General features: G+C 29.6%; 22 protein-coding genes, 1 other RNA gene and 1 pseudogene. 2 read left to right on the top strand and 22 right to left on the bottom strand.

Translation table 11 applies throughout. The features are described from left to right. Positions 1 to 248: 248 nt before the first annotated feature. The 20 genes and pseudogenes from fliY to glyA all read right to left on the bottom strand — a co-directional run bounded on the left by fliY (position 249) and on the right by glyA (position 23,692). On the bottom strand, positions 249 to 1,463 hold the full coding sequence (gene fliY, locus OW763_RS04710; protein ID WP_268039928.1) for a flagellar motor switch phosphatase FliY: 1,215 nt from the start codon (positions 1,461 to 1,463) through the stop codon (positions 249 to 251). Continuing rightward, on the bottom strand, positions 1,456 to 2,451 hold the full coding sequence (gene fliM, locus OW763_RS04705) for a flagellar motor switch protein FliM (protein ID WP_268039927.1): 996 nt from the start codon (positions 2,449 to 2,451) through the stop codon (positions 1,456 to 1,458). Before fliM ends, fliY begins: the two co-directional genes overlap by 8 nt. A 20-nt stretch (positions 2,452 to 2,471) precedes the next feature. After that, positions 2,472 to 2,873: a chemotaxis protein CheW gene (locus OW763_RS04700; RefSeq protein ID WP_268039926.1), complete on the bottom strand. Its 402-nt coding sequence runs from the start codon at positions 2,871 to 2,873 to the stop codon at positions 2,472 to 2,474. 24 nt (positions 2,874 to 2,897) lie between these two features. Further along, positions 2,898 to 3,257, bottom strand: a complete 360-nt coding sequence (locus OW763_RS04695) for a response regulator (protein ID WP_268039925.1) — start codon at positions 3,255 to 3,257, stop codon at positions 2,898 to 2,900. Positions 3,258 to 3,272: 15 nt separating this feature from the next. Beyond that, positions 3,273 to 3,878, bottom strand: coding sequence for a chemotaxis protein CheC (locus OW763_RS04690; RefSeq protein ID WP_268039924.1), 606 nt, complete (start codon positions 3,876 to 3,878; stop codon positions 3,273 to 3,275). Positions 3,879 to 3,890: 12 nt separating this feature from the next. Then, the gene (locus OW763_RS04685) at positions 3,891 to 5,972 is read right to left on the bottom strand and encodes a chemotaxis protein CheA (RefSeq protein WP_268039923.1); all 2,082 of its coding nucleotides are present in this window, start codon (positions 5,970 to 5,972) and stop codon (positions 3,891 to 3,893) included. A gap of 13 nt (positions 5,973 to 5,985) precedes the next feature. Then, positions 5,986 to 6,754 (bottom strand): annotated as a pseudogene (locus OW763_RS04680) (CheR family methyltransferase). A gap of 10 nt (positions 6,755 to 6,764) precedes the next feature. Beyond that, the gene (locus tag OW763_RS04675) at positions 6,765 to 7,817 is read right to left on the bottom strand and encodes a protein-glutamate methylesterase/protein-glutamine glutaminase (RefSeq protein WP_268039922.1); all 1,053 of its coding nucleotides are present in this window, start codon (positions 7,815 to 7,817) and stop codon (positions 6,765 to 6,767) included. 56 nt (positions 7,818 to 7,873) lie between these two features. Beyond that, positions 7,874 to 8,359: a chemotaxis protein CheD gene (locus tag OW763_RS04670; protein ID WP_268039921.1), complete on the bottom strand. Its 486-nt coding sequence runs from the start codon at positions 8,357 to 8,359 to the stop codon at positions 7,874 to 7,876. A gap of 10 nt (positions 8,360 to 8,369) precedes the next feature. Then, positions 8,370 to 8,822, bottom strand: a complete 453-nt coding sequence (locus tag OW763_RS04665) for a chemotaxis protein CheW (protein WP_268039920.1) — start codon at positions 8,820 to 8,822, stop codon at positions 8,370 to 8,372. Positions 8,823 to 8,837: 15 nt separating this feature from the next. Then, positions 8,838 to 10,772, bottom strand: a complete 1,935-nt coding sequence (locus OW763_RS04660; protein WP_268039919.1) for a flagellar assembly protein A — start codon at positions 10,770 to 10,772, stop codon at positions 8,838 to 8,840. Positions 10,773 to 10,948: 176 nt separating this feature from the next. Then, positions 10,949 to 12,976, bottom strand: a complete 2,028-nt coding sequence (locus OW763_RS04655; RefSeq protein ID WP_268039918.1) for a PTS sugar transporter subunit IIABC — start codon at positions 12,974 to 12,976, stop codon at positions 10,949 to 10,951. Positions 12,977 to 13,083: 107 nt separating this feature from the next. Next, positions 13,084 to 13,896, bottom strand: coding sequence for a transcription antiterminator (locus tag OW763_RS04650; RefSeq protein WP_268039917.1), 813 nt, complete (start codon positions 13,894 to 13,896; stop codon positions 13,084 to 13,086). Between the two features lie 40 nt (positions 13,897 to 13,936). After that, positions 13,937 to 14,752, bottom strand: a complete 816-nt coding sequence (locus OW763_RS04645) for an aminotransferase class IV (RefSeq protein WP_268039916.1) — start codon at positions 14,750 to 14,752, stop codon at positions 13,937 to 13,939. 13 nt (positions 14,753 to 14,765) lie between these two features. Then, a complete protein-coding gene (locus OW763_RS04640) occupies positions 14,766 to 15,407 on the bottom strand; it encodes an HAD-IB family hydrolase (RefSeq protein WP_268039915.1) in 642 nt (213 codons plus the stop codon). A 70-nt stretch (positions 15,408 to 15,477) separates the two neighbouring features. Next, positions 15,478 to 15,777 (bottom strand): DUF1292 domain-containing protein, encoded by a 300-nt coding sequence (locus OW763_RS04635; protein ID WP_268039914.1) that lies wholly within the window; start codon positions 15,775 to 15,777, stop codon positions 15,478 to 15,480. A 379-nt stretch (positions 15,778 to 16,156) separates the two neighbouring features. Then, the gene (locus OW763_RS04630; protein WP_268039913.1) at positions 16,157 to 16,585 is read right to left on the bottom strand and encodes a hypothetical protein; all 429 of its coding nucleotides are present in this window, start codon (positions 16,583 to 16,585) and stop codon (positions 16,157 to 16,159) included. A gap of 147 nt (positions 16,586 to 16,732) precedes the next feature. Beyond that, positions 16,733 to 18,322 carry a sodium:neurotransmitter symporter family protein gene (locus tag OW763_RS04625; protein WP_268039912.1) on the bottom strand — a complete coding sequence of 530 codons (1,590 nt, stop codon included), beginning with the start codon at positions 18,320 to 18,322 and terminating at the stop codon, positions 16,733 to 16,735. A gap of 185 nt (positions 18,323 to 18,507) precedes the next feature. Beyond that, positions 18,508 to 22,020, bottom strand: coding sequence for a pyruvate:ferredoxin (flavodoxin) oxidoreductase (gene nifJ / locus OW763_RS04620; RefSeq protein ID WP_268039911.1), 3,513 nt, complete (start codon positions 22,018 to 22,020; stop codon positions 18,508 to 18,510). 436 nt (positions 22,021 to 22,456) lie between these two features. Next, positions 22,457 to 23,692, bottom strand: coding sequence for a serine hydroxymethyltransferase (gene glyA, locus OW763_RS04615; protein ID WP_268039910.1), 1,236 nt, complete (start codon positions 23,690 to 23,692; stop codon positions 22,457 to 22,459). Positions 23,693 to 23,943: 251 nt separating this feature from the next. Here glyA and OW763_RS04610 point away from each other — a divergent pair, with 251 nt between their 5' ends. Continuing rightward, the gene (locus OW763_RS04610; RefSeq protein ID WP_268039909.1) at positions 23,944 to 24,720 is read left to right on the top strand and encodes a threonine/serine exporter family protein; all 777 of its coding nucleotides are present in this window, start codon (positions 23,944 to 23,946) and stop codon (positions 24,718 to 24,720) included. Then, positions 24,717 to 25,154 (top strand): threonine/serine exporter family protein, encoded by a 438-nt coding sequence (locus OW763_RS04605; RefSeq protein WP_268039908.1) that lies wholly within the window; start codon positions 24,717 to 24,719, stop codon positions 25,152 to 25,154. The genes OW763_RS04610 and OW763_RS04605 overlap by 4 nt, the downstream gene beginning before the upstream one ends. A 40-nt stretch (positions 25,155 to 25,194) precedes the next feature. Here the strand turns inward: OW763_RS04605 and OW763_RS04600 are convergent, their stop codons facing one another. Continuing rightward, the gene (locus OW763_RS04600) at positions 25,195 to 25,467 is read right to left on the bottom strand and encodes a metal-sensitive transcriptional regulator (protein ID WP_268039907.1); all 273 of its coding nucleotides are present in this window, start codon (positions 25,465 to 25,467) and stop codon (positions 25,195 to 25,197) included. 119 nt (positions 25,468 to 25,586) lie between these two features. Next, positions 25,587 to 25,768: non-coding RNA, 6S RNA (ssrS, locus tag OW763_RS04595), on the bottom strand. Between the last annotated feature and the right edge of the window lie 39 nt (positions 25,769 to 25,807).

Below are 25,807 nucleotides of genomic sequence, written 5' to 3'. Positions count from 1 at the left end.
GTTTTATATACTCAAATTTGCATTTATTTTCCTTAACAATTATATACAAAGGACTTCAAATATTAGCTTTACTTAAAACTACCCTTTAAGTTTCGTTGTATATCTATTTAATATTTTACAATAGTAATACAAAAAGGTAATTAGAAAAACTAATTACCTTTTTTGTATTGCTATTTATAAAAAACATTATATTTTTCAACATTTAAGAACCTATAACATTATTCTCGACATCTAAACACTAAAATTAGCTATTTTCCCCCAAGAGTTCTAACTCTTTCCTCACCGCTTACTATATTAACTATTCTCACACCAAAATTTTCATCTACAACAACCACTTCTCCATAAGCAACTTTTTTGCCATTAACTAAAATTTCTACTGGCTCCTCAGCTAATCTATCTAACTCAACAAGAGAACCGTTTCCAAGATTTAACACATCTTTTATATTCATTTTAGCTTTTCCTAGCACCACTGAAATTTCAAGTGGTACATCAAGTATCAAATCAATATTTTTAGGCAATTCATTAACCGCCACCTCTTTAAGTGGTTGGAATGAAGCCTTCTGTACATTGATTTCCGGTTGAGGTACAGAATTATACGTTGGCTGTTCATAATGAATTTCTGGTGGTTTAGGCTGTACTTGAGGTTTGGGAGCTATTTCTTCATGAAGTTGTTGCTGTGGTTGAGTATTTTGAGGAACCTCTTCCTGCCCCATCATTATTGATACTATTTTTTTAGCAGTTTTTTGTGGTAAAATTTGCATAATAGTACTATCCACTAAATTACCAATCTTCATGTTAAATGATACTCTTATTACATCTTCATCTTCAGATATATCCTCAGTTAATGGAAATGTAACATCTTCCCAAATTTTAAATTTAGGAGGCGATATATTAACTTCACGAGCAAACATAGTAGCCATTGATGTAGCTGCTGAGCCTATCATTTGATTCATAGCTTCCGAAACAGCACTTTCTTCTATTTCTGTAAGTTCCTTTGATGAATCTGGCTTTCCATCTCCACCCATCATTAAATCAGCAATTATAGCAGCATCAGGAATTTTCATTATAAGTAAATTTTGACCAACTATTCCACTTGTATATTCTACTTCTAGAGCTATATTAGGTACTTCAAAAGTACCTTTTAATTCCTTTAAAGTTGTAACCTCAACTTTAGGTGTTGTTATATTTACAGGTTGACCAATCACTGTAGAAAGTGCTGTTGAAGCTGAACCCATAGAAATATTTCCTATTTCGCCTAACAAATCTTTTTCTATGTTAGATACAACTCCACCCACTGAATTATTTGTAGCAGTGTTGATGCTATTTTCATTATATGCATTTTCTGTTGTAACATTAGTTCCACTATTAGAATCACTTGATTCTTCTATAGATTCAGAGCTGCTTCCTCCATTTAATAGTGCATCTATTTCCTCTTGAGAAAGAAATCCATTATCACTATTCATCTTTTTCCACATCCTTATTAATAATATCCAGTATATGAACGCCCTTATTCTTGCCAATAATTCCAGGCTTAGCATATAAATAAGGTTGATCTTCTACGTTAACTTTAATAGCATCTGTAGTCACAGTATCTAAAGTTACTATATCACCAATAGATAACTTCAAGAAATCCTCTACAGTTACACTTGCAGACCCTAGCATCGCTGTTAAATTCAATTCAACAGCATCTATTCTATTTCTGAGCTTTTCTTTAGATTCCTTTATTATATCTAAATCATTTTCTCTAAACCAATATTGAACAACTAGCTTATCAAGAATTTTTTCTATGCTAAGATATGGAATACATATATTTATAAATGTACTAGTACCACCCATCTCTACTGTAAATGTTATTAAAGCAACTGGTTCATTAGGAGCCAACGTCTGATTTAATGCTGGATTTGTTTCCAATCCTTCTATTTCAGGTTCTACTTCCAATACATCTTCCCATGCAAGCTTTAAATTAGAAACCATCCCTTTATTTACCTGTTTAATAATATTTTTATCAATATCAGTAAATTCACGAGTTTTATATTCGCCTACCCCTGAGCCGCCTAAAAGAACATCAATAATTCTATATACAAACTGAGGATTTGTTTCAAAAAGTATAGATCCACTTAAAGGAGGCATTTTAAATACAGTTAATATAGTAGGGTTAGGCACCGAGTGAATAAATTCCTCATAAGTTATTTGCTGTACCGTTTCTATTTTTACCTTAACATTAGTTCTCACCTGTGCAGTCAGATAATTAGAAATAATTCTAGCAAAATTATCATGAATAAGCTCAAGGGTTCTTATGTGATCTTTTGAAAATTTTTGAGGTCTTCTAAAATCATACGGTTTAACTTTTTGCTTTTCTTCTTCTTTTTCCAGTTCTTCTGGATTTATTTCACCAGAATTCAAGGCAGCTAAAAGGGCATCTATTTCTCCTTGTGATAAAACGTCTGCCATGCTTGTCCCTCATTTCTTTACTAATTTACAAACAATTTATCTATATCTATCAAAGTTACTACCCTATCTTTAAAATTGATAATTCCTTTTATATAAAGTTTTTTCTGTTCATCAACTTTTTCTATCATATCTTCTTCTATTTCTAAAACTTCATCTACTCCATCTACTGTTATACCAACCTGTTCATCTTCCATTCTTAGTATAATTACATTTTCTTGTTTTTCATCTTCTCTTTTATCAATATCTAACAACAGATTTATATCTAAAAGTGAAATAACATTTCCCCTTAAGTTAATTAATCCTTTTATATACTGTGGAGATTTAGGGACTCTTGTTATTTTCATCATATCAGTGATATTTTGAACTCTTGCAGTTTCTACTGCAATTTGCTCATTACCAAGTTTAAATATAACTACTTGCATTATTATTTTCCCCCTACTCCTATATTAGCCTATTGCCTTTCTAATAGCTTCAAGTACTCTTTCAGCTTGGAATGGTTTTACAATAAAGTCTTTTGCTCCTGCTCTTATTGCATCCATAACCATTGTTTGCTGTCCCATAGCACTACACATAATTATTTTTGCATTTGAATCAAATTCTCTTATAGCTTTAACGGCTTCAATTCCATCCATATCTGGCATTGTTATATCCATTGTAACAACATCTGGTTTTTCATTTTTATAAATTTCTACAGCTTTAAAACCATTACTAGCTTCACCAACTACTTCAAATCCGTTTTTCTCTAATATATCTTTTATCATCATTCTCATAAAAGCAGCATCATCAACAATTAATACTCTAGACATGTTTTACACCCTCCATTAATTTATTCCTAATATATTTAATATTTTTTCTAAAGATCCAGGCATAGGCACATAATAAAAATGCCCACCTATTTCTTCAGTCTTATTATTTTGTAAAAATCTAGTTTCTATATCAAGTACTTGTTCATCAAATTGGCCTGATTCAATAAAAGTAGTAGATAATATGGCACCCATCATATCATATGTAACGGCTGGGACTGATGGTGTTATAACTAAATTAGTAAATTTGGCTATAGCATTCATATATGAAGTTGCTATAATATTTCCTATTTCACATAAAACAGAATTTCCCATTTCACTTAATTGTTCTTCTTCAATTCCTGTGAGCATTTTAATAATATCAAATGCTGTTTCTTTTTCCATTACAAATAATATATTTCCTGGTATATCGCCAAGTACCCTTACCATAACCCCAATAACAACATTTTCTGTACCTTCATCAGAAAAAACATCATTGAATGGTAAAATATTTACTGCTGGTACTGTCATATCTATCTTTTTATTTAATAGTTGAGACATTGCAGTTGCCGCATTACCAGCTCCAATATTTCCAACTTCTCTTAAAGCATCAAGCTGCATCGGAGTCATTTCAAGATATTTCATTATATTTCCCCCTTATATTAAGGCTGCAACATCAAGTATCAAAGTAACTAGTCCATCACCATATATAGTTGCTCCTATATATTCTTTTAATCCTTTTAATGTTTTGCCTAAAGGTTTTATTACCGTCTCTCTCTGTCCAAGAAGTCCATCCACTAAAAGCCCTACTGTTTTTTCTCCAACTTTGACGATTACAATATAGTTTCTACTGCTGTCAGCTTTCTCAATATCTAATTTTTCATTTACCCTTATAAGCGGAATTACATTTTCATTATAAATTATAACTTCTTTATTGTCACTTCTCATTATTTTACTTTCATCATAATCTATAACCCTATCTATATATCCTAATGAAATAGCCATTGTTTCACTTCCAACATCAACAAGAAGTGCTTGGATAATTTGAAGTGTCAATGGTAATCTTATAATAAATGTTGACCCCTTGTCAACTTCACTTATAACTTCTACTGTTCCACCAAGAGAGCTGATTTTTGTTTTAACAACATCCATTCCAACGCCTCTTCCAGATACATCCGTTACACTATCATTGGTGCTAAGTCCTTGAGCAAAAATAAGGTTTTTTATATCATTTTCACTCATTCCCTCTGTATTAATTCCTGATTTTTGAGCTTTTTGACGAACTTTTTCTATATTAATTCCAGCTCCGTCATCTTCTACTTTTATAACAGCCTTTGTTCCTTCCTGATATGCAATAAGTTTGATTTTCCCAGCAGGATCTTTACCTTTAGCTGTTCTTTCTTCTCTACTTTCTATTCCATGATCTACAGCATTTCTTATTAAGTGAATTAGAGGTTCACCTATTTCATCTATAACAGTTCTATCTAGTTCTGTATCCTGACCTTTTACTATAAAATTCAGTTCTTTATCTAATTCCACTGATAAATCTCTTACCATTCTTGGAAATCTATTAAATACAGTTTCTAATGGAAGCATTCTAATTTTCATAACAAGATCTTGTAAATCGGATGTAGTTCTAGCTACTTGTTCTAAAGTTTCATTTAGCTCTGTAGATCTATAATTAGTACTTATTTGTTCCAATCTTGTTCTATGAATAACAAGTTCTGAAACCATGTTCATAAACTTATCCAATCTCTCTAAATCTACTCTTACAGATTGATGTACTTTTTTATGTTTCTTTTCTTTAGGTTTCTTCTTAGATTCTTTAGGTTTAATGGTAGTCTTTTCTTGAATTTGTATTTTTTCTTCTATTTCCAATTTTTCTTCAACTTGTGGTTGTTCCTTTATTTCTTGTTTTGGCAAATTATCTTTTGGCAAATCTTCATTCACCTTATTTGTCTTTACATTTACATTATCGACTATAACTTTCTCAACTTCAGACACATTCATTAAAATATCATAAATTTCTTCTCTTGTCTTGTGTGTTAAATAAACAAGCTGTATTTCAAAATCAAAATTTTCATTTTCTAAATCTTCTACTGATGGTATGCATTTAACTATTTCTCCAAATTCTTCAAGAGATTTAAAAATTAAGAATGCTCTTGCTGATTTTAAAAGAGTACTTTCATCTAAATTTATCTTTATTTTCTGAGCTTTAAAATCTTTTTCTAAAGCTTGCTTTATTATATTAATGTCATATTCGTTCATTTCTATATCCAAGAAATCATTTTCAATTGTATTTGCAACTTCTGATATTTCATCTGGTTCAGATTCTACTATTTCCTTTTCTTTTATATTTTCTCCGTTTGTAATCGCATGCAGGCTACTTATAAGCCCTTCAATTTCAATAGTTTCATCTATACCTTCAGATATATTGTCCACCATTTGTTCTAAAGTATCTAAACATTTAAACAGTACTGTTACAACTTCTTGAGTTACCTTTAACTTACCTTCTCTAAATTGAGAAAGTACATCCTCCATTTTATGAGTAAGTTCAGCCATATTGTTAAATCCCATAGTTGCAGCCATACCTTTTATTGTATGCGCAACTCTAAAAATTTCATTTAACTTATCTATATCTTCTGGTTCTTGTTCCAACTGCAACAATGATTCATTTAATGTTTGAAGATTATCCATCGATTCTTCAAGGAACATTGATAAATATTGAGATGTATCCATCTTTTTTCCCTCCTTAAAGCTTTCTATATATAAATGTAGAAGCCTTTTCAAAACCATAATCTTTGTAATTATATATGCTTTCAGTCGCACCAACAAAAAGGAGACCACCTTTTTTTAGTGACGAACTAAATTTTTTATAAATTTCATTTTTAACTTCTTGATTAAAATAAATTACTACATTTCTACAAACTATCAAATCAAAATTTTTGTCATAATTATTAAGTATAAGATCATGCTTCTTAAAAGTTACCATGTTTTTTATTTTAGCATTAATAATATATTTATCATTAACTTTAGTAAAATATTTTTTTAGCTGATCTTGTTTCACGTTTTTTATTTCTGAATCAACATATTCACCTTTTTTTGCTCTTTCCAATATGGTTTCATCCAAATCAGTAGCTAAAATAGTATGTCTCCCCATAGTTTTTAGATCATCTAATATCATTGCAATAGAATATGGTTCTGCTCCTATAGAACATGCCGCACTCCAAATTTTTAAATTTTTTTCTCTAATTATAAGTTCAGTTTGTATTTTTTTTTCTTAAATCATCAAATATTTCTGGATTTCTAAAAAACTCTGTTACATTAATCGTTATAAAATCTAAAAACCTTATTCTTTGGTTTTTATCTTGTTTTAAAAGCTTTATGTATTCATCTACTGAACTAACGCCCACTCTGGACATTAAACTTAATATCCTTCTATGTAACTGATTGGATTTATAAGCAAATAAATCTATTTTGAATTCTTTTAAAACCCATTTCTTGAAATCTTCTAAGTCCATTATTTACCTCCTATCCTTTTGTATTTTTTATTATAGCAGTTGCAATTTCATAAATAGGAATCACTTCATCTATCTTGCCAGTTTCAAAAGCAGCTCTCGGCATACCATATATTGTACACGTAGATTTATCTTCTGAAATTGTAATACCGCCATTATCTTTAACTTCAACAGTGCCTTGTGCTCCATCCTTACCCATACCTGTGAGAACCACACTTAGAAGATGTTTTCCATAGACTTTAGCCGCTGAAATAAATAGTTTGTCCACAGCTGGCCTAACTCCCCAAATTGATGGTTCTGTATTTAAATGAATTTGTTTATCCTTTCCAATTTCCATGTGAAATCCACCTGGTGCAACATAAACCACATTTTGTGATATATTTTGTCCTTCTTCTGCCTCTACTACCGTTAGTGCACTATTTGAATTTAACCTATCAGCAAAAGCTTTTGTAAAGCCAACAGGCATATGTTGTACTATAAAAACAGGAACCCCTAAATTATCAGGTAACTTTGTAACAACATTATATAGCGCTTTAGGTCCACCAGTAGAAGCTCCTATAACAACAGCATTTATTTTTTGTATTCTTCTATTTGCGCTTTTCATAGGCTTTCTATTAAAACGCTGCTCTAAATTTACAGAAAGATTTTTCTCTTTACTGATATTCTTACTATAAGCTAATTTGATTTTTCTTGTTAATTCTTCTGCTACTTTTTCTATATCAAGTGATATAGCACCTGAAGGTTTTGGTATAAAATCGAAAGCACCATTTTCTAAACATTCCATAGTTAAAGCGGTACCACTCTTGGAAATACTACTAAGCATTATTACAGGGATACTATATTTATTTTCCTTAAGCTTTTTCAAAGTTGTTATACCATCCATTTTAGGCATTTCAACATCTAATGTAATAACATCTGGTTTTCCCTTATTTATCTTTTCAAGCAAATCTTGTCCATTTCTAGCAGTAGATATAACTTCCATATTATCCCTTGAATTGATTATATCTGAAACAATTTTCCGCATTAACGCTGAATCATCAACTACAATAACTTTAATTTTATTCAAACTACATCACCTCATCGTTCTTTAACTATAAATACATCCGTAAAATCCGTAAACTGTTACAGTTCTTTAACCCCTTTTCCTACGGTCTTTATTTGAACAACACCATTTTCGATACTAAAAACCATTGTTCTCCCCTTATTTCCTCCAGTATCCTCAGCAATAATGGGAATAGCGAACTCCTTCAAAACCTTTTTAACAGAAACACTATTTCTATTTCCAATATCCATAATCAGACTTTTATCTGAAAAATTAAACATTGAAGCTCCACCTGCTATCTTTGCCTTTAGATTTCTCTTTACCGCTCCTTTTTTTATCATCTTGTCCATAAGCAACGGAATAGCAAGATCCGCAAATTTCATAGGATTAGTTACTTTATTAAATTGAGTACTATCAGGCAGCATTATATGAGCTAACCCACCAACTTTACGAATTGAATCATAAATTGCTATTCCCACACAAGAACCTAATCCGACTGTTATAAGTTTTTTAGGTGGAAGTGCAATATTTAAATCTGCAATACCTACTCTAATTTCGTTTTCCATAAACTACACCTTATTTCAAAAGTAATTTTTTTTCTTCTTGAGTTAATATAGTAGAAACATTTAAGAATATTATTATTTTTCCACTTATTTTTATCAACCCTTTAATATATCTTTTTGATATACCTGCTATAATTTCAGGAGCTTCTTCAATATTTTCTGTTTTGACATCACTAACTTCTGAAACCACATCAACAATTATACCAATTCTATTTTTTTCCTGTTTTGCAACTACTATTTTAGCATCATTGTTAACATTTCCTTGAGAAATTTTAAATTTTTTAGCTAAATTCATTATAGGTATTATATTTCCTTGATAATTTATTACACCTTTCACAAATTCAGGCGCATCTGGCAACTGTGTAGGCTCTTCATATCCTAAAATTCTTTCAATTTCCATAATATCTGCTGCATAATATTGATCATTTATACTGAAAATCAACACTTTTATTTCTTTTTCATTCATCCTCTCTTTCCTCCTCTATAGTGCAAATTTATCTACTATCAATTCTCCGTCCTTGTTTAGATAGGCATGAATACTTTTACTTGGAACATCAAGAGTGTATTCCTTTCCCCCAACAACAAAACAAGTATTTTGATAAGCCATTTCTACCCATATGTTACCGTTCTTTCCAATAATCAATTTAGTAGATACGCCCCCTTCACTCCCAACTTTTTTACATTTAATTTCATTTTGAGCCCTTATCATTCCACCTCTTGCAATAGCTGTAGGATTTATAAATTCTACATTTGCATGTGCTGTTATTTTAGAAACATATTCCCCTTTACCTGTAATCATTACATTACCTGAACTATTTATAATTGACTCTTGACAATAACCTATTTTTACATCTACTGGAACTGATAATGTTCCTTTTACCATTTTTATATTTTCTTTAACAATATTTAACAAACTTTTAAGTTCATTACAATTTTTAATACTAAGTGGAGCAGCTCCTATTAATTTTTGTTTTATTATAATAGCGATTTTTTTATCTTCACTATTTTCATCAATTTCAGCTAATTTAATGTAATTTAAACATATTTGAGTTATAGATTTAAATTTATTCTCAATAAGAACCTTGACCACTTCACCATCATGAACTTCTTTTCCTAAAATATTATACGTTTTAACATGGTCTATAGTTTCTATTAATTTTTCTAAAATAGCAGTTAGTTCCTCTAGGCTTTTTAATTTATTTAATTTTATTATATTTTCTCCACCACCATTAATTGTTGAGTTTATTATATTACCATCAATAATGGTATCCATTTTTGAATAAGTTTTAGCTCTTTCGACATGTTTATTTACAATCAAATCGCATCCAGCTTTAACCTGCATTCCTTCTTTGATGCTACCATGAATTATTATATCTCCTATAAATTCTATATTACCAGTCTTTAAATCAACATCCGTTTTGACCTCATGTATTTTATGAACAAAAAAAGTTGTTCCCTTTATAGATGGTTTTCCACTTACAGCTGCAATTACAGTATTCTCATCTTTAAACTCACAGCCTTCACCAGCTTTAATTTGATACCTTTTAGCAACCCTATGCTTCTTAACATTTCCATTAATATCTATACCATCTTTTCCTTCTATTCCTTCTTTTTTCACCGCTAAAATATCATTTTTTTCAACTGGTCTAATGTAACCAATACTTTTATAATCAATTTTTCCTTTTTGATCTGCTACTAATTCTTTATTATTATTTCCAGTATCAAAGTTAATTTTAATTTCATCATCTATACCATTTAATGGTTCTTCTCCACATGCGATAAGCAAGCTGTCCACATTCTCTGTATTTATACATTTTTCCAAAGCTTCTTCTATTATACCAAATTTTACCCCTTTTGTGATTAATTCTTTTTTTATCTCTTTACTGGTATATGCACTAGGAAATTTTTGCTCTTTAATTTCAATTTCCACAACCAAATCTGAACTTTGTTGTGAATCTTTTAATTTATAAACATTTTCAGGTATAAATTTAATTGTTATATAAGCTTTCATTTTGTCTGGACTTATACTTATATTCGTCCTTCTTTCCGCAAGATTTTCATCAAAAACAATTTCTATTTTGCTATCTTCAAAAACTTCTTTTCTATTTTTTATTTTTGTACCATCTACTAAAATTTTTACTGACTTTGAAGGTGTTATAGTCGCTGCTCTTCCATTTTCTTCAGGATTTTTAACAATTATTTTTCCATCTTCAGTTTTTATAGTTCCATTTTTAACTTTTTTTATTTTCTTTTCTTCTATAATTTTAATAGTCACTTTTTTGTTAAAAAAACCTTTTTTTTCTTCAAGTATTTCATACCTAATTTTTTCCTTTGAAATCTTCAACTCTATACTTGCTGTTTCAAGGCACTCCTCTAGTGTTTTTGCTGTAAACACCGCTTTTTTCAAAGAATTCACTCCTATCTATTTAATCAAAAAATTTATCTATAACAAAATCATATCACAATATTATATTATTTTAATTATTTATCGGCATTTTATTCCCATACTTTATATTCATAAAGTAATAAAAATACAACGCACTTTTATTATAGGTACTTTTTTGCAAATAAAAATTATATTCTATATAATATCTACTCCATTTCAATTTCTGCTACTTTTTTTCCTCTCAATTCATTGCCATATTTCACATTGATTTCTTTAACTTTATTCATATTAGTTACTATAACAGGTACTATTAATGATTTTGCTTTTTTATCAACTAAAGTCTTATTAAAAGAAATTAATAAATCCCCCTTTTTAACAATATCACCTTGATTAACATAAGTAGTAAATCCTTCTCCATTTAGCTTCACAGTATCTATTCCTACATGAACTAGAACTTCTAATCCTTCTGAACTATTAACTGACACAGCATGTTTAGTAGGAAACATAACCGAAATTTCTCCATCAACTGGTGAGTAAATTCTATTGTCTTCTGGCTTAACAGCAAATCCATCTCCTAATATTCTTTCAGCAAAAACATCATCTGGAACTTTATCTAATGAAACAATTTCTCCATCTATTGGATTTTCTATTTCAGCAAATAACAATTTGGAAATGCTATTTTTTTCTTCTAAACTTTCTTCATCATTAACATTTTTTTTATAAAAATTCTTATTATCAATTATTGCTTGAATATCATCTTTTATTTTTTCTGCTTCCGTACCAAAAATCACTTGAATATTGTTTGCTGTTTGAAAAATACCTGCTGATCCTAATGATTTCAAAGCTTTTTTATTTACTTTAGAAGTATCTTTTAAATTTAACCTAAGCCTTGTTATACATGAATCTAACCCTTCTACATTATTTTCCCCTCCTATAGCCTCTAATATCTTTATAGTCTTAGCATTTCCACTAATATTCATTGGAATAATATCATGATCTTCATTTTCTTCTCTTCCTGGTGTTTTAATATCTTTTGTTTTAATAAAAAAATAAAACACAACAAAATAAAGTACAAAAAATACTATCCCTACTGGCCATATTAACCACGGATGTTCAGCAAATTTAAATCCTAATATGTAATCTATAGCTGATGCTGAAAACGTGTATCCTAATCTTATATTTAATATACTTGTTACTATTCCTGAAATAAATGCTGCAAATACATGGAATATAAATAACATTGGTGCAATAAATATAAAAGAAAACTCAATCGGTTCTGTAATACCTGTTAAAAACGATACAAAAGCTGCTGAAAGCATCATGCCTGTAACTTTTTTTCTGTTTTCTTTATTAGCCGCTGCTATTATAGCCGCTGCAGCTCCTGGAAGAGCAAACATTAATATTGGATACTCCGCTGCCATAAATACTCCAGCCGTTGGATCTCCTAAAAAATATCTGGTTGAATCTCCAAAATAGCTAACTCCATTAACAACATATTCTCCAAATTCATATAAAAACACCGGATAATATATATGATGAAGTCCAACTGGAATAAGCAATCTTTTTCCAGCAGCATAAAACGCAGGTCCTAATACTGAATTACTAGCCCAATTTGCAAATATATTTATTTGTACTTGAATCGGCGGCCAAATAATTACTGCTATTATAGCAAAAACTACTGCTGCAACTGATGTTATTATTGGTACAAATCTTTTCCCACCAAAAAAACCTAAAACTTGAGGCAATTTAATCCTATGATATTTTTTATATAATACTGCTGCTAATAATCCTATTACAATTCCCCCAAAAACCCCTATATGAATTTGATTCACTTTAACAATCTCAGAATATTTTGATGTTTTAACAAATATATCCAAGCTAACATTTTGTGCTTCTGCTGCTGTCTGAGCTGCCATTTTTATTCCATACTCACTTGCAGCTTCAAGCACACTTTGTAATATAACTTGGCCTACTACTGCTGATAAAGCTGCAACTGATTTCCCCCCTGAAAACCCTATGGCTACTCCTACTGCAAAAATCATTGGAAGATTTTCAAAAACTGCTCCACCTGCTGTAGCTAAATATCTAAATATTTGACCATATTTTCCTAATAAATCGTCTTGCCCAAGCCTTAATAAAATTCCAGCTGCAGGTAAAACAGATACTGGAAGCATTAAAGATTTACCAATTTTTTGGAGTATAGAAAATACTATATTTTTCTTGTTTTGAGCCATTTTTGTCTTTCCTTTCTCTTATTTTTTATATAAAAAAACACAAGCTAAAAAACGTAGAATTAATATCCTTGCTTTAAAACTTGTACCTAATTCAATAGTAACACAGCTTAGACCTCCGAAAGTCTCTTAAGATGAACAGCTATATACCCTATTTCATCTTCTGGAACCTTTATATCAAACACATTTTCGATTTTCAATGCAACCTTTATTGCTATATTAAATTCATAATACAATTCTTTTTTTATACTCTCAAGAAGATAATTTCTAATAGGTTCTTTACTCTTAACTCTCTCTATCATAAAATTTATGTGACTTAACGTTCTTATATATTCAAAAGAATTTCTATCAAAATTACTTCTAAGAAGTTTTGATATTAAATTCATTATTTCTCCGATTTTTTTAGTATGAGCCAAAGATTTTCTAGCATCTTGGTTAGTAATACCGCCTCTAATATGCATACATATAAATCCAGCTTCATCTTCTGGTAATTCTATATTAAACCTTTCATTTATCATATTAATGGCATTATTAGCTATCTCATACTCCTTAGAATATAGTGCTCTTAGTTCATTAATAAAAGGATTTTCAATTTTCATTCCTTTTTTTATTCTTTTGATAGCAAAATTTATATGGTCAGGAAGAGATATATGTATAGCTGAATTTAATTTAGTATTTAATATTTTTTCAGCTAATGATATTATTTCTTCTGAAATACCAACAACTTCATTGTCAATACTATTAAGTACTCTTTCATAATTATTTTCATCTTGTTTAACAAAAATACTCTTTATTCTGTTTTCAGGTACCTCTATACCTTTTTTAAAATCAAATCCAATACCTTTTCCTACTAAAATAACCTCTTGTTTACTACTATTTGCTATAACAACGTTATTATTTAATACTTTTTTTATTATATTCATTAAATCACCCCTAAGAATATTAACAATTAAAGCTTAATAGTTAAATTTTTATATAACTTTCTATAACTTCATCAAAACCTTTCATAATTTTTAAAAGCACTTCATTCTGCGAAGAAAATTTAACATTATCAACATTAACTATTGGAAGAACTTTTGGTGATGTACCAGATATAAACAAAGCATCCAAATCATTTATTTCTTTATAATTTATTTGATGTTCTATGACTTTAAGTCCTAATCTTTCACAAACTCTTATAATATATTTCCTTGTTATTCCTGGAAGGACTTCATCTACCGGAGAAGTATAAACACACTTATTTTTAATCATAAAAATATTAGATTTACTTCCTTCAGTTATTCTTTCATTATTATCAACTAATATTACTTCATAAACCCCTTTTTCTTTTATAACTTTATTTGTAGCCTCTCTCAGATTCATATTTATTACTTTTGCATTAGGATTTTCTCTTTCTGCATGATATAAAGCAGTAGAGACACCTTTGTTATACATTTCTTCTGTGGGATAACAATGCCTTATAAAATATGTTAAAAAATTTTTTTGATTACCATTAAAATTAAATATTATCTTTATGTTTCCTGTTACTATATTGTTCACTTTACAAAGTTCAATAATTTTATCTTTAATTTCTTCTTTATCCATCCACAGCTCTAAGTTTGTAACCTTTGCTGAATAGTTCAGTCTTTCTAAATGATCCTCTAAAAACAACGGAACACCTTCCATTATTCTTAATACCTCATAAAGTGATTTACCTAGAAATAAAACATCTTGATTAAATTCTTTACTTTTTTTAACTTCGTTATTGTAGATAAATTTTTCTCTATAACATTCATTCATTTTCCTATACCTCTTATTTCCATTTTAATATTTTAATTTTATCATGGTGTTTTCTATAATTTATAAGATATGGATTACCTACTAATTCAAATAATGGAAGATCTGATAAAGAATCTGAGAACATATAAGAATTTTCAAAATCAACTTCTATGTTTTCTTCTTTTAAAACTTCTTTAAGTCTTACAACTTTTTCTTCCCCTTTACAATTTTCACCTTCAATGGCATTTGTATATATACCGTTTTTACATTTCAACCTCGTACCAATTATTCTATCCACTTCTTTTATGTTATATAATTCTTTTAAATATATTTCAGGTGAAGCCGATATTAAGAATATTTTGCATCCTTCGTCTTTTAACTTTTTAATAGTATCTATGGCATCTTTATATAAAATTGCACTTAATCTTTTCTCATAAAATTCTTTTACTAATTCTTTCATTTTTTTTTGGTTAATTCCTACTAAAAATTTAGCAAAACACTCTTTTGCCTTTTTAGCATCATATATTTTAAATAGATAAAAAAATACTGTTTTTAAACTTCTAGGTATATATTTTATAAGTTTAGGATTTTTTTTCATCATAAATAAGTATAATTCAATTAGAGTTTCTCTTTTGGTAAGAGTATAATCCACATCAAATATAGCGAGTTTTTCCACTTTATCACCTCTAATGTAATATATATATATATCAAAAAAGCCGATGCTTATGCAGCGACTTTCCATCATTTTATTCTTCTATCAAACTTTCATAGTATGCTGTAACTTCATCAAACTCATCATCTTCAGGTATAACTAATTCGCCTTCTTCACCTTCGCCTACAACTTTAAATAAATATACTGAATCCTCTTCTGGATGTTGTAGAAGAGCATATTCATTACCTTTATATTCAAATCCATCTACTACTTCACATGGAACCACTTTTCCATTTTCATCTTCTAATTCTACAATAAGTGCTTCATGTTCTTCACATCCACAACCGCATTTTCCTTCTTCACATTCACAATCATGTGTTTTTTCTTTATCCATTATTGTACCTCCTAAGTTTTATTTTTAATGTTAATTACAACAGTAATATTTTTATTTTAACCCTAAATTCATAATAATAAAAGCATTTTTTGCAAATTCTTAATAAACAGAAAAAAATATGCAGAATTCATCTGCATATTTTCATATATTATTAATGTCATTTTCTCATATTCTTGATAATTTTTCTCATTCCTTTTGTCATTTTGTTCATTCTTCTCATTGCTCGTATAGTCATATTTCTCATTCTCATAATAATATCTTATCTCCTTTCATTATACTAATTAATAAATATATATTTTATAGCCTATTATTATTTTATGAAATTATATATTTTATAAACTAGTAATTTGATACCATATGAAATTAAATTTATCCATTATTATTTAAAAACACTTCTATTTCTTATTATTTCTAAAAAAACTGCTATACATACAGTAAACAAAGCAAAACTCATTAAAACTGAAGCTGTTAAGAAGAATTTTGATGTGCTAATGGATATATTATATATAAAACTCATGTTATTTAATTCTTTATATAAATTTCCAAAAATACTAAAAAAATATCTTATCCACATAACACTAATTGCTAACGATATAGGTATGATTCCCATTCCTAGATACATTCCACTTTTTTTTCCCGCTTTAATTCCATGTATTCCCATAAAAATAGGTACAATAAACAAAATAGGTAATAAAGCACCGAAATATTGGGGAGATAACGCCAAAAACAAAGCGGCCATTATAGTTGTTAATAATGCTATTTTTTTTATTTTTTTTGCTCTTTCTAAATCCAACTCAGCTTTTTTCATATTGTCACCTACTATTTCCTATTTCTGATACTTTGATATAGAAATTAAAGTAACAGCACAAGATCCTAATATAAACGTCCAAAATATTGCCATAAAAGCTATTGCCCCACTTGACATTTCACCCCTCCTAATTAAAAATTTACTTATTTATGAATTTTTAGTATTTGTTATCTTTATTGTATTTGTTCTTATTTCCTCTCCATAAACATTTTTTATAGACTTATACGTACCTATAAATCCAAAAATAAACACTAACAAGAGTACTATTCTTGCACCATTAACCCAAGGAATTAATTTTGGAGTTTCTGCTACAAAATCTGGAATTAATTTAAAATATCCTTGTTTTATATAGTCATTTGTTGAACCTATTAGTACAGTTACCATTACTATTGGAGTAATAAACTTAATTAATACATTATATACCCACTTAGGTACTTTCCAATAACTTCCTCTATTAACTTCATCTAAGAAAGAATCTTTCATAATCCATCCTGTTACAATTACCTCTATAAGTCCCATTATAACTAGCAAATAGTTTCCAACCCAGTTATCAATCTCTGTAAAATATATAAAAGTCGCATCCTTTGTTACAAGTTGTTCAAGTCCCACTGGTAATCCAACAATTATATATAATGCAAAAACCACCAAAGAAGCTTTCTTTCTACAAAACCCTATATCTTCCTCTATAATAGCAACTAAATAATTATACATAGCTATAGCAGAAGTTATACCTGCACAGAACAATAGTAAAAACCATAAAAATCCAATAAATCTTCCTGCACCAATTACTCTAAAAATATTAGGAAGTGACATAAATGTTAATCCAATACTCTGACTTAAACCATCCGCTCCTAAAAACGCATAACATATAGGGATAACTATTGTACCACCTAAAATCACTTCAGCAAATTCATTTAAACTTAATGTAGTAAGAGCTGATAAAACTATATCATCATCTTCTTTAATGTATGATGCATAATTTTGTATAATACCCATACCAATTGATAACGTAAAGAAAATTTGACCACATGCAGCAAGCGTTGACTGCCAATTCAATTCTGCCCATCTAGGCGCCCATAAATAATTTAATCCTTTTAATGCTGACCACTCTGGTTTTACAGGTGAACCAATAGTTAACGATTTGATAATAAGTATAAACCCAAAAATATAGAGTATAGGCATCATAATTTTAGCCCATGCTTCTATACCTTTTTGTATACCTCTAGTAACTGCGAAGGCTAAAAATCCTAAACTTATTATCCAAAATATAAATACCAAACTTGGATTAGTAACATAATTAACAAAGAACTGACCTGTTGACACACCTGGATCCATTAACTTACCATTTAACGAAAATATACTATATCCAAGCGTCCATCCTATAATATGATTATAATATGAATTAAGAAGAACTGTAACACTGATTACTATCATTCCACAAATCGAACCTAAAATTATAGCTTTTTTGGGTTTTAATTTTTCTCTAGATTGAAGGTAAATCATATACCCTAAAGTACCATGACCATGTTTTCCACCATATCTCCCCTGCATCCATTCAATCAACACAATAGGAATACCTAATAAGAACAAAGCTGCAATATATGGAAGCATAAATGCTCCACCACCATTTTTAGCAGCTACATAAGGAAATCTCCAGAAGTTTCCAAGTCCAATTGCATTACCCGCCATTGCCAAAATGAGACCTATTTTTGACCCCCAATTTTCTCTTTTTTTCACAAATTTGCCTCCTTTTTAATTATTCCAATTTAATACAATAATAAAAATATAAGTAAATTTAACTTTTATAATATCAAACTTTTCTAACAAATGCAACTTCGATTTTCCTTCATTCATTTACATTTTATGTAAAAAAGAGAGGTTTTCTTATATTAGAAAACCTCTCCTAAGTATTACGTTATTTTTTATTTTTGTTGTGCAAGTTTTTTATAATTTTCAATTCTTTCCATAGCATCTTTTTCTGTCTTTTCATATAATTCGTCTGCTGTTTGAGGATGTATTTTCTTTAATGAAGCATATCTAACTTCACCTAATAAGAAATCTTTGAATGATCCTTTTGGTTCCTTAGAATCTAGCATAAATGGATTTTTTCCTTCTTCTTTAAAATCTGGATTATATCTGTAAAGTGCCCAATATCCACAATCAACAGCTTTTTTCTGTTCTAATTGGCTACATCCCATACCAACTTTAAGTCCATGATTTATACATGGTGCATAAGCAATTATTAATGATGGTCCATCATATGCTTCTGCTTCTTTTATTGCTTTTAATGTTTGATTCTTATCAGCTCCCATTGCTATTTGTGCTACATATACATATCCATAGCTCATAGCCATCATACCAAGATCTTTCTTCTTAGTCTTCTTACCTGCAGCTGCAAATTTAGCTATAGCTGATTTTGGAGTTGATTTAGAAGATTGACCACCTGTATTTGAGTAAACTTCTGTATCAAATACAAATATGTTTACATCCTCGCCTGAAGCAAGAACATGGTCAACACCGCCGTATCCGATATCGTAAGCCCAACCATCTCCACCGAATATCCATTGAGATTGTTTTACTAGATAATCTTTCTTTTCTAAGATTTCATCAGTTACAGCACTCTTTCCAGCTTCTGCTTGAAGTAATGGTAATACTTTTTCAACAGCAGCTCTTGAAGTTTCTCCAACTAACATATTTTCTTTCCATTCATTTAAAACAGCTTTTAACTCATCACTAACATTTTCATTTTGAGCTTCATCTACTAATTGAGCAATTCTTTCTCTTATTTGAACAGTTCCTAAGAACATACCCATTCCATATTCAGCATTATCTTCAAATAATGAGTTAGCCCAAGCTGGTCCTTGACCTTTTTCATTAACTGTATATGGTGTTGTAGGTGCAGAACCACCCCAGATAGATGAACATCCAGTAGCATTAGCTATCATCATTCTATCCCCAAATAATTGAGTTATAAGCTTAGCATATGGAGTTTCTCCACATCCTGCACAAGCTCCACTAAATTCGAATAATGGTTTTTCAAATTGGCTACCTTTTACAGTATACTTATTCATTGGGTTTTGTTTAACACTTAATTTTTGTGCATAATCCCAATTAGCTTGTTCTTTAGCTTGAGTATCAGCAGGCTTCATAAGAAGTGCTTTTGCTGGTGCTGGACAAACTTCTGCACAGCTACCGCATCCTGTACAATCTAATGCACTAACAGCCATTGAATAATATACTTTTTCGCCCTTAATTCCTTTAGCTTCAACAGCTTTAAAACCTTCTGGTTTGTTATTGTATTCTTCTTCAGTTAATAGAACTGGTCTAATTACTGAATGAGGACATACATATGAACATTGGTTACATTGGATACAATTTTCTGCTTGCCATTCTGGTACGTTAACAGCAATTCCTCTCTTTTCATATGCTGCAGTTCCTTGTGGGAATGTTCCATCCTCTATTCCTTCAAATGCACTTACTGGAAGATTATCTCCTTTTTGTGCATTCATTGGTTGACAAATATTTTTAATAAATTCTGGAACATCTTTTTCTTCTTTAGAATCATCTACAACATTTTTCCATGATGCTGGTACTTCTATTTTAACTGTTGCTTCAATACCTTTATCTATAGCAGCATGATTCATATTAACTATCTTTTCACCTTTTTTACCATATGAAGTTACAACTGCTTCTTTTAAGTACTTAACAGCATCTTCAGCTGGTATTATATTAGCTAACTTGAAGAAAGCAGCTTGCATAATCATGTTAATTCTTCCACCAAGACCAATTTCCTGAGCTATCTTAACAGCATTAAGTGTATAGAAATTAATATTATGTTCTGCAATGTATTTCTTTATGTTAGCTGGTAATTTTTCTTCAACTTCTTCTGGTGTCCAGATACAGTTAAGTAAGAATATACCGTTATCTCTTAACCCTTGTAATATATCGTAATTATATACATATGATTGGTTATGACATGCTACAAAGTTTGGTGAAACTATTAAATAAGGTGATTTTATTGGGTTTTTACCAAATCTCAAGTGAGAAATTGTAACACCACCTGATTTTTTAGAATCATATGCAAAATATCCTTGTGCATACATATCTGTATAGTCACCTATTATCTTGATTGCACTCTTGTTAGCTCCAACAGTACCATCTGATCCTAAGCCCCAGAACTTACAAGCAGTAGTTCCTTCTGGTAATACATCTATTCCTTCAATAGTTTCTAATGATGTGTTTGTAACATCATCTTTAATTCCTAATGTGAATCCATTTTTAGGCTTATTATTTTTTAAATTTTCAAATACAGCTGCTATTTGTCCTGGAGTAGTATCTTTTGATCCAAGACCATATCTTCCGCCAACTATAACTGGTTTAATTTCAGCATTATAGAATGCAGTCATAACATCTTGGTATAATGGTTCTCCAGCTGAACCCGGTTCTTTAGTTCTATCTAAAACAGATATTTTCTTAACTGTTTTTGGTATAGCATTCATAAAATGATCTATTGAGAAAGGTCTAAATAAATGAACTTTTACTAAACCTACTTTTTCTCCTCTTTTATTTAAGTAATCAATTGTTTCTTCTATTGGATCACATACAGAACCCATTGCTATAATAACTCTATCAGCATCTTCTGCTCCATAATAGTTAAATAATTGATAATCTCTTCCTGTTAACTTATTTATTTCTCCCATATATCTTTCTACTACAGCAGGTAATGCATCATAGAATTTATTGGCAGCTTCTCTTGCTTGGAAGTAAATATCAGGGTTTTGAGCTGTACCTCTAGTTACTGGGTGATTTGGATTTAATGCATTATTTCTAAATGCTTTTATAGCATCTTTGTTTACTATTTTTGATAAATCATCATAGTCTAATAATTCAATTTTTTGAATTTCATGTGATGTTCTAAATCCATCAAAGAAATGTACAAAAGGTACTTTTCCTTCTATTGATGCTAAATGAGAAACAGCACCTAAATCCATTGCTTCTTGCACACTATTTGAAGCAAGTAAAGCAAATCCAGTTTGTCTAGCAGCCATTACATCTGAATGATCACCAAATATTGATAATGCATGAGCCGCAAGTGCTCTAGCACTCACATGAAATACGCTTGGTAAAAGTTCTCCTGAAATCTTATACATATTAGGAATCATTAATAATAGTCCTTGAGAAGCTGTATAAGTAGTTGTTAATGCACCACTTTGGAGCGAACCATGTACTGCCCCTGAAGCTCCTCCTTCTGATTGCATTTCCATTACCTTTACAGTTTGACCAAATATGTTTTTCTTGCCTTGTGCAGCCCATTCATCAACATGTTCTGCCATTGGTGATGATGGTGTAATTGGGAAAATTGCTGCTACATCAGTAAAAGCATATGAGACATATGCCGCAGCAGTATTACCATCCATTGTTTTCATTTTTGCCATTTGTATACCCTCTTTTCTTTGTATTGTTTGTTTATATATTATATCTTGCTATATTTAAACATTTAAACTCTATAGCAAGATACTTAATAAACGCAAAAACAGTTAACTTAAAATTGCTTTTTTTAGTTTAACCAATACTTAATCTCTTATCCCCAACATTGTTATCTTGCAAAAATAATCACTTTAAATTTCAATTGTTTGTATTTTATTTGTATTATTGATTAAATCATATGGTCTTACCAACTTGTTTATTTTACCATTTACTTGCCTTTGTGTAAACTGCTTGTTTCATTAATTTACACTGATTATTGATGAAAAATAGACTTTATTAGGCTTATACTTGAATTTTTAATAAATTTTAAATATTTAAACACTTTCCTTATCAATATTATATATAACAAAGCTTAAACATTAAATTTTAACTCATATAAATTTATCAATCATATAATGGATATTTATCACAAACTTTATCTATCTTTTTTCTTACTATACTTAAATTATCTTCTCTATTTTCTATAATGTAATTTATTAAGTACGCTATTTCTTTCATTTCCTCTTCCTTAAATCCTCTTGTAGTAACAGCAGGAGTACCTATTCTTATACCACTAGTTATAAAAGGACTTCTTGTTTCAAAAGGTATTGTGTTTTTATTTACTGTAATGCCTACACTATCTAAAAGTTTTTCTGCTTCCTTACCTGTTATATTTTTATTATTCAAATCAATAAGAATCAAATGATTATCTGTTCCTCCTGAAATCAATCTAAAATTATATTTTTTAAATTCTCTTTCAAGAGCCTTTGCATTTTTTACTACTTGTTTAATATAATCTTTATAATTATCCCTTAGTGCTTCACCAAAACAAACAGCTTTACCTGCAATTACATGTAATAGTGGTCCACCTTGTATTCCTGGGAAAATTGCTTTATCTAAATCCTTTGCATATTTTTTTCTACAAAGTATAGCTCCACCTCTAGGTCCTCTTAAAGTCTTATGCGTTGTGGTTGTTACAAAGTCAGCATATGGTACTGGTGAAGGATGTTCTCCAACTGCAATCAATCCTGCAATATGTGCCATATCTACCATAAAATATGCTCCAACTTTATCACATATTGATTTTATTCTTTCAAAATCTATTATTCTTGGATATGCACTTGCCCCAGCTACTATCATTTTAGGATTATGTTCTAATGCTAATCTTTCAATTTCTTCATAATCAATTAATTCTGTTTTTTTATTTACTCCATAAGGTACAAAATTAAATAATTCACCAGAAAAGTTAACAGGGCTTCCATGTGTTAAATGTCCCCCATGACTTAAATTCATACCTAATATTGTATCACCCTTATCTAACACAGAAAAATAAACTGCCATATTAGCTTGAGAACCTGAATGTGGTTGTACATTGGCATGTTCTGCCTTAAATAATTCCTTCATTCTATCTCTTGCTAAATTTTCAACTTTATCTACTTCAATACATCCTCCATAATATCTTTTCTGTGGATACCCTTCTGCATATTTATTTGTAAGCTGCGATCCCATAGCTTCCATTACTGCTTTACTTGTAAAGTTTTCTGAAGCAATGAGTTCAATATTATTGTTTTGTCTTTGATTTTCCGCCTCAATAATATTATAAATATCTGGGTCAATAATTCTTAAATTGCTAAAATCCATTTTATGACCTCCTTATTTAATCTATTTATTAAATTATAAAATTTTAATAACATAATATCAACTGTACCTAGCATATAATATGATAATTTTGTTTCACTATATTAAAATTTCCAAATTTATTTTATTAAAGTAGGATACCCTATAATATCAAATTTTAATTATTAAAATTTAATATCTATCTACAATTAATTTATGTTATAATGACTTTGTAATTTAAGATACAAAAAATTGGGGGAAAGGGATTCTTTATTATGAATAAAAATAATAAAATCATCCATATTGCAGCTGAAGCTGGAAGAATTATACTTCAAAATGGTGGTGAAACATACCGAGTTGAAGAAACCATGATTAAAATTTGTTATGCCTTTAATGTTAGACAAGTTAATGCAATTGTAATACCTACAGGAATCATGATTTCTATAACCGATGAAAAAGGTGAAATCCTTTCTTTAATTAAAAGAATCCATAATAGAACTATAAATTTAGAAAAAATTTCTCAAGTAAATAGTTTATCAAGAGCTATAGCTCAAAGCTCTCTTTCATTAGATTATATTGAAAATAGACTTAATACCATTGATAATATGACAAGCTATAATAATAAAATACTTATACTTGCTGCATCTTTTGTTGCTGGCTTTTTCACCCTGCTTTTTGGTGGAAGCATTCAAGATTTTTTTGTTGCATTAATTATAGGAGCAGTTATAAAAATTATATCTTGCTTTTTAAACAGATTAAATATAAATGAGTTTTTTATAAATTCTTTAGGAGGCGCTGCTTCAGCTTTAATAGCTTTAATAAGCGTTCATTTAAACATAGGACAAAGCAAAGATAAAATCATAATAGGTTCTATAATGCTTCTTGTTCCAGGACTTGTTATTACAAATGCCATTAGAGATACAATTGCAGGCGACTTAGTATCCGGTGTATCTCGTGCTACTGAAGCATTTTTTATAGCTATCGCTATTGCAATAGGAACAGGAATTGTCATAAAATTCTGGTTTCACTTTACAGGGGGTATAATTCAATGATATTAAATTCTATATATGCTTTAATCGCAACTCTTGGTTTTGCTATATTATTTAATATTAGAGGTAAAAATTTAATTTTTGCTTCAATAGGTGGGGCTGTCGGTTGGTTCTTTTATTTACTTGTTCTTAATTATTCTCCTTCAAAGATGCTAGCATTTTTTATTGCCTCTATTTCAATTAGTGTATATTCAGAAGTTATGGCAAGAATTTTAAAAACTCCTGTAACTACTTTTTTAATTTGCGCATTTATACCCTTAGTTCCAGGTTGCGGCATGTATTATACTATGTTTGAATCCACCAAGGGAAACATAGATAAATCTTTATCTATAGGTCTTGAAACTCTAAGTAATGCATTTGCTATAGCTGTAGCTACAATATTAGTAGCATCTATAACAAAAGTTATTATCACTCTTAAAAATTCTAAAAATATTTAAGGCAATGATATATTTATATCATTGCCTTTTTTGTTAATAATTATTTCATAAACATTGTTAAAGTAGATACTAACTCTTCTATTTTTCCCCCATACTCCTCTTTATCTTCTTCAGATACCATACAATGCTCTGCATAATCCTTTAAGATTAATGCTCCTACTTTATTTATTGCAGCTCTAACTGCTGCTACCTGAACTAAAACCTCTTTGCAACAAGCTTCATTATCCATCATTTTTTCAATGCCTTTAACTTGCCCTTCTATTCGTCTAAGCCTTACCTTAATATTTTTTCTACTATCATTTTTATTCTCCATAAATATATTTCTCCTACTCTTTATATTTCATACCTATACCGGGTAATTATTTTTTATTATAACACTACTTTTTTATAAGTTCAATGAAACACAATGTAATAATATTGTTACAAAAAAAATAAACCCCTACCATACCGTAGAATAAGTTATAGTTGAACCTGTTCATCAACAGGTGGGTATCTCCTTTTTGTTTCCTGTTCTTTAATTGCTATTAAAGCTTCATTTCACAAAAAGAGTCAGATTCCCTTTTCTATAAGTGTTGGGTCAATATATACTCATTCTACAAATACAGTAGGAACTTTTATTAATACTATACTTTTATTATACTACTTATTTTAAG

This window comes from Clostridium aestuarii, from assembly GCF_026735135.1.
Lineage (GTDB): Bacteria > Bacillota > Clostridia > Clostridiales > Clostridiaceae > Clostridium_H > Clostridium_H aestuarii.
The sequence above is the reverse complement of the archived record's forward strand: the minus strand, read 5'-3'. Positions and strand labels throughout refer to the sequence as shown.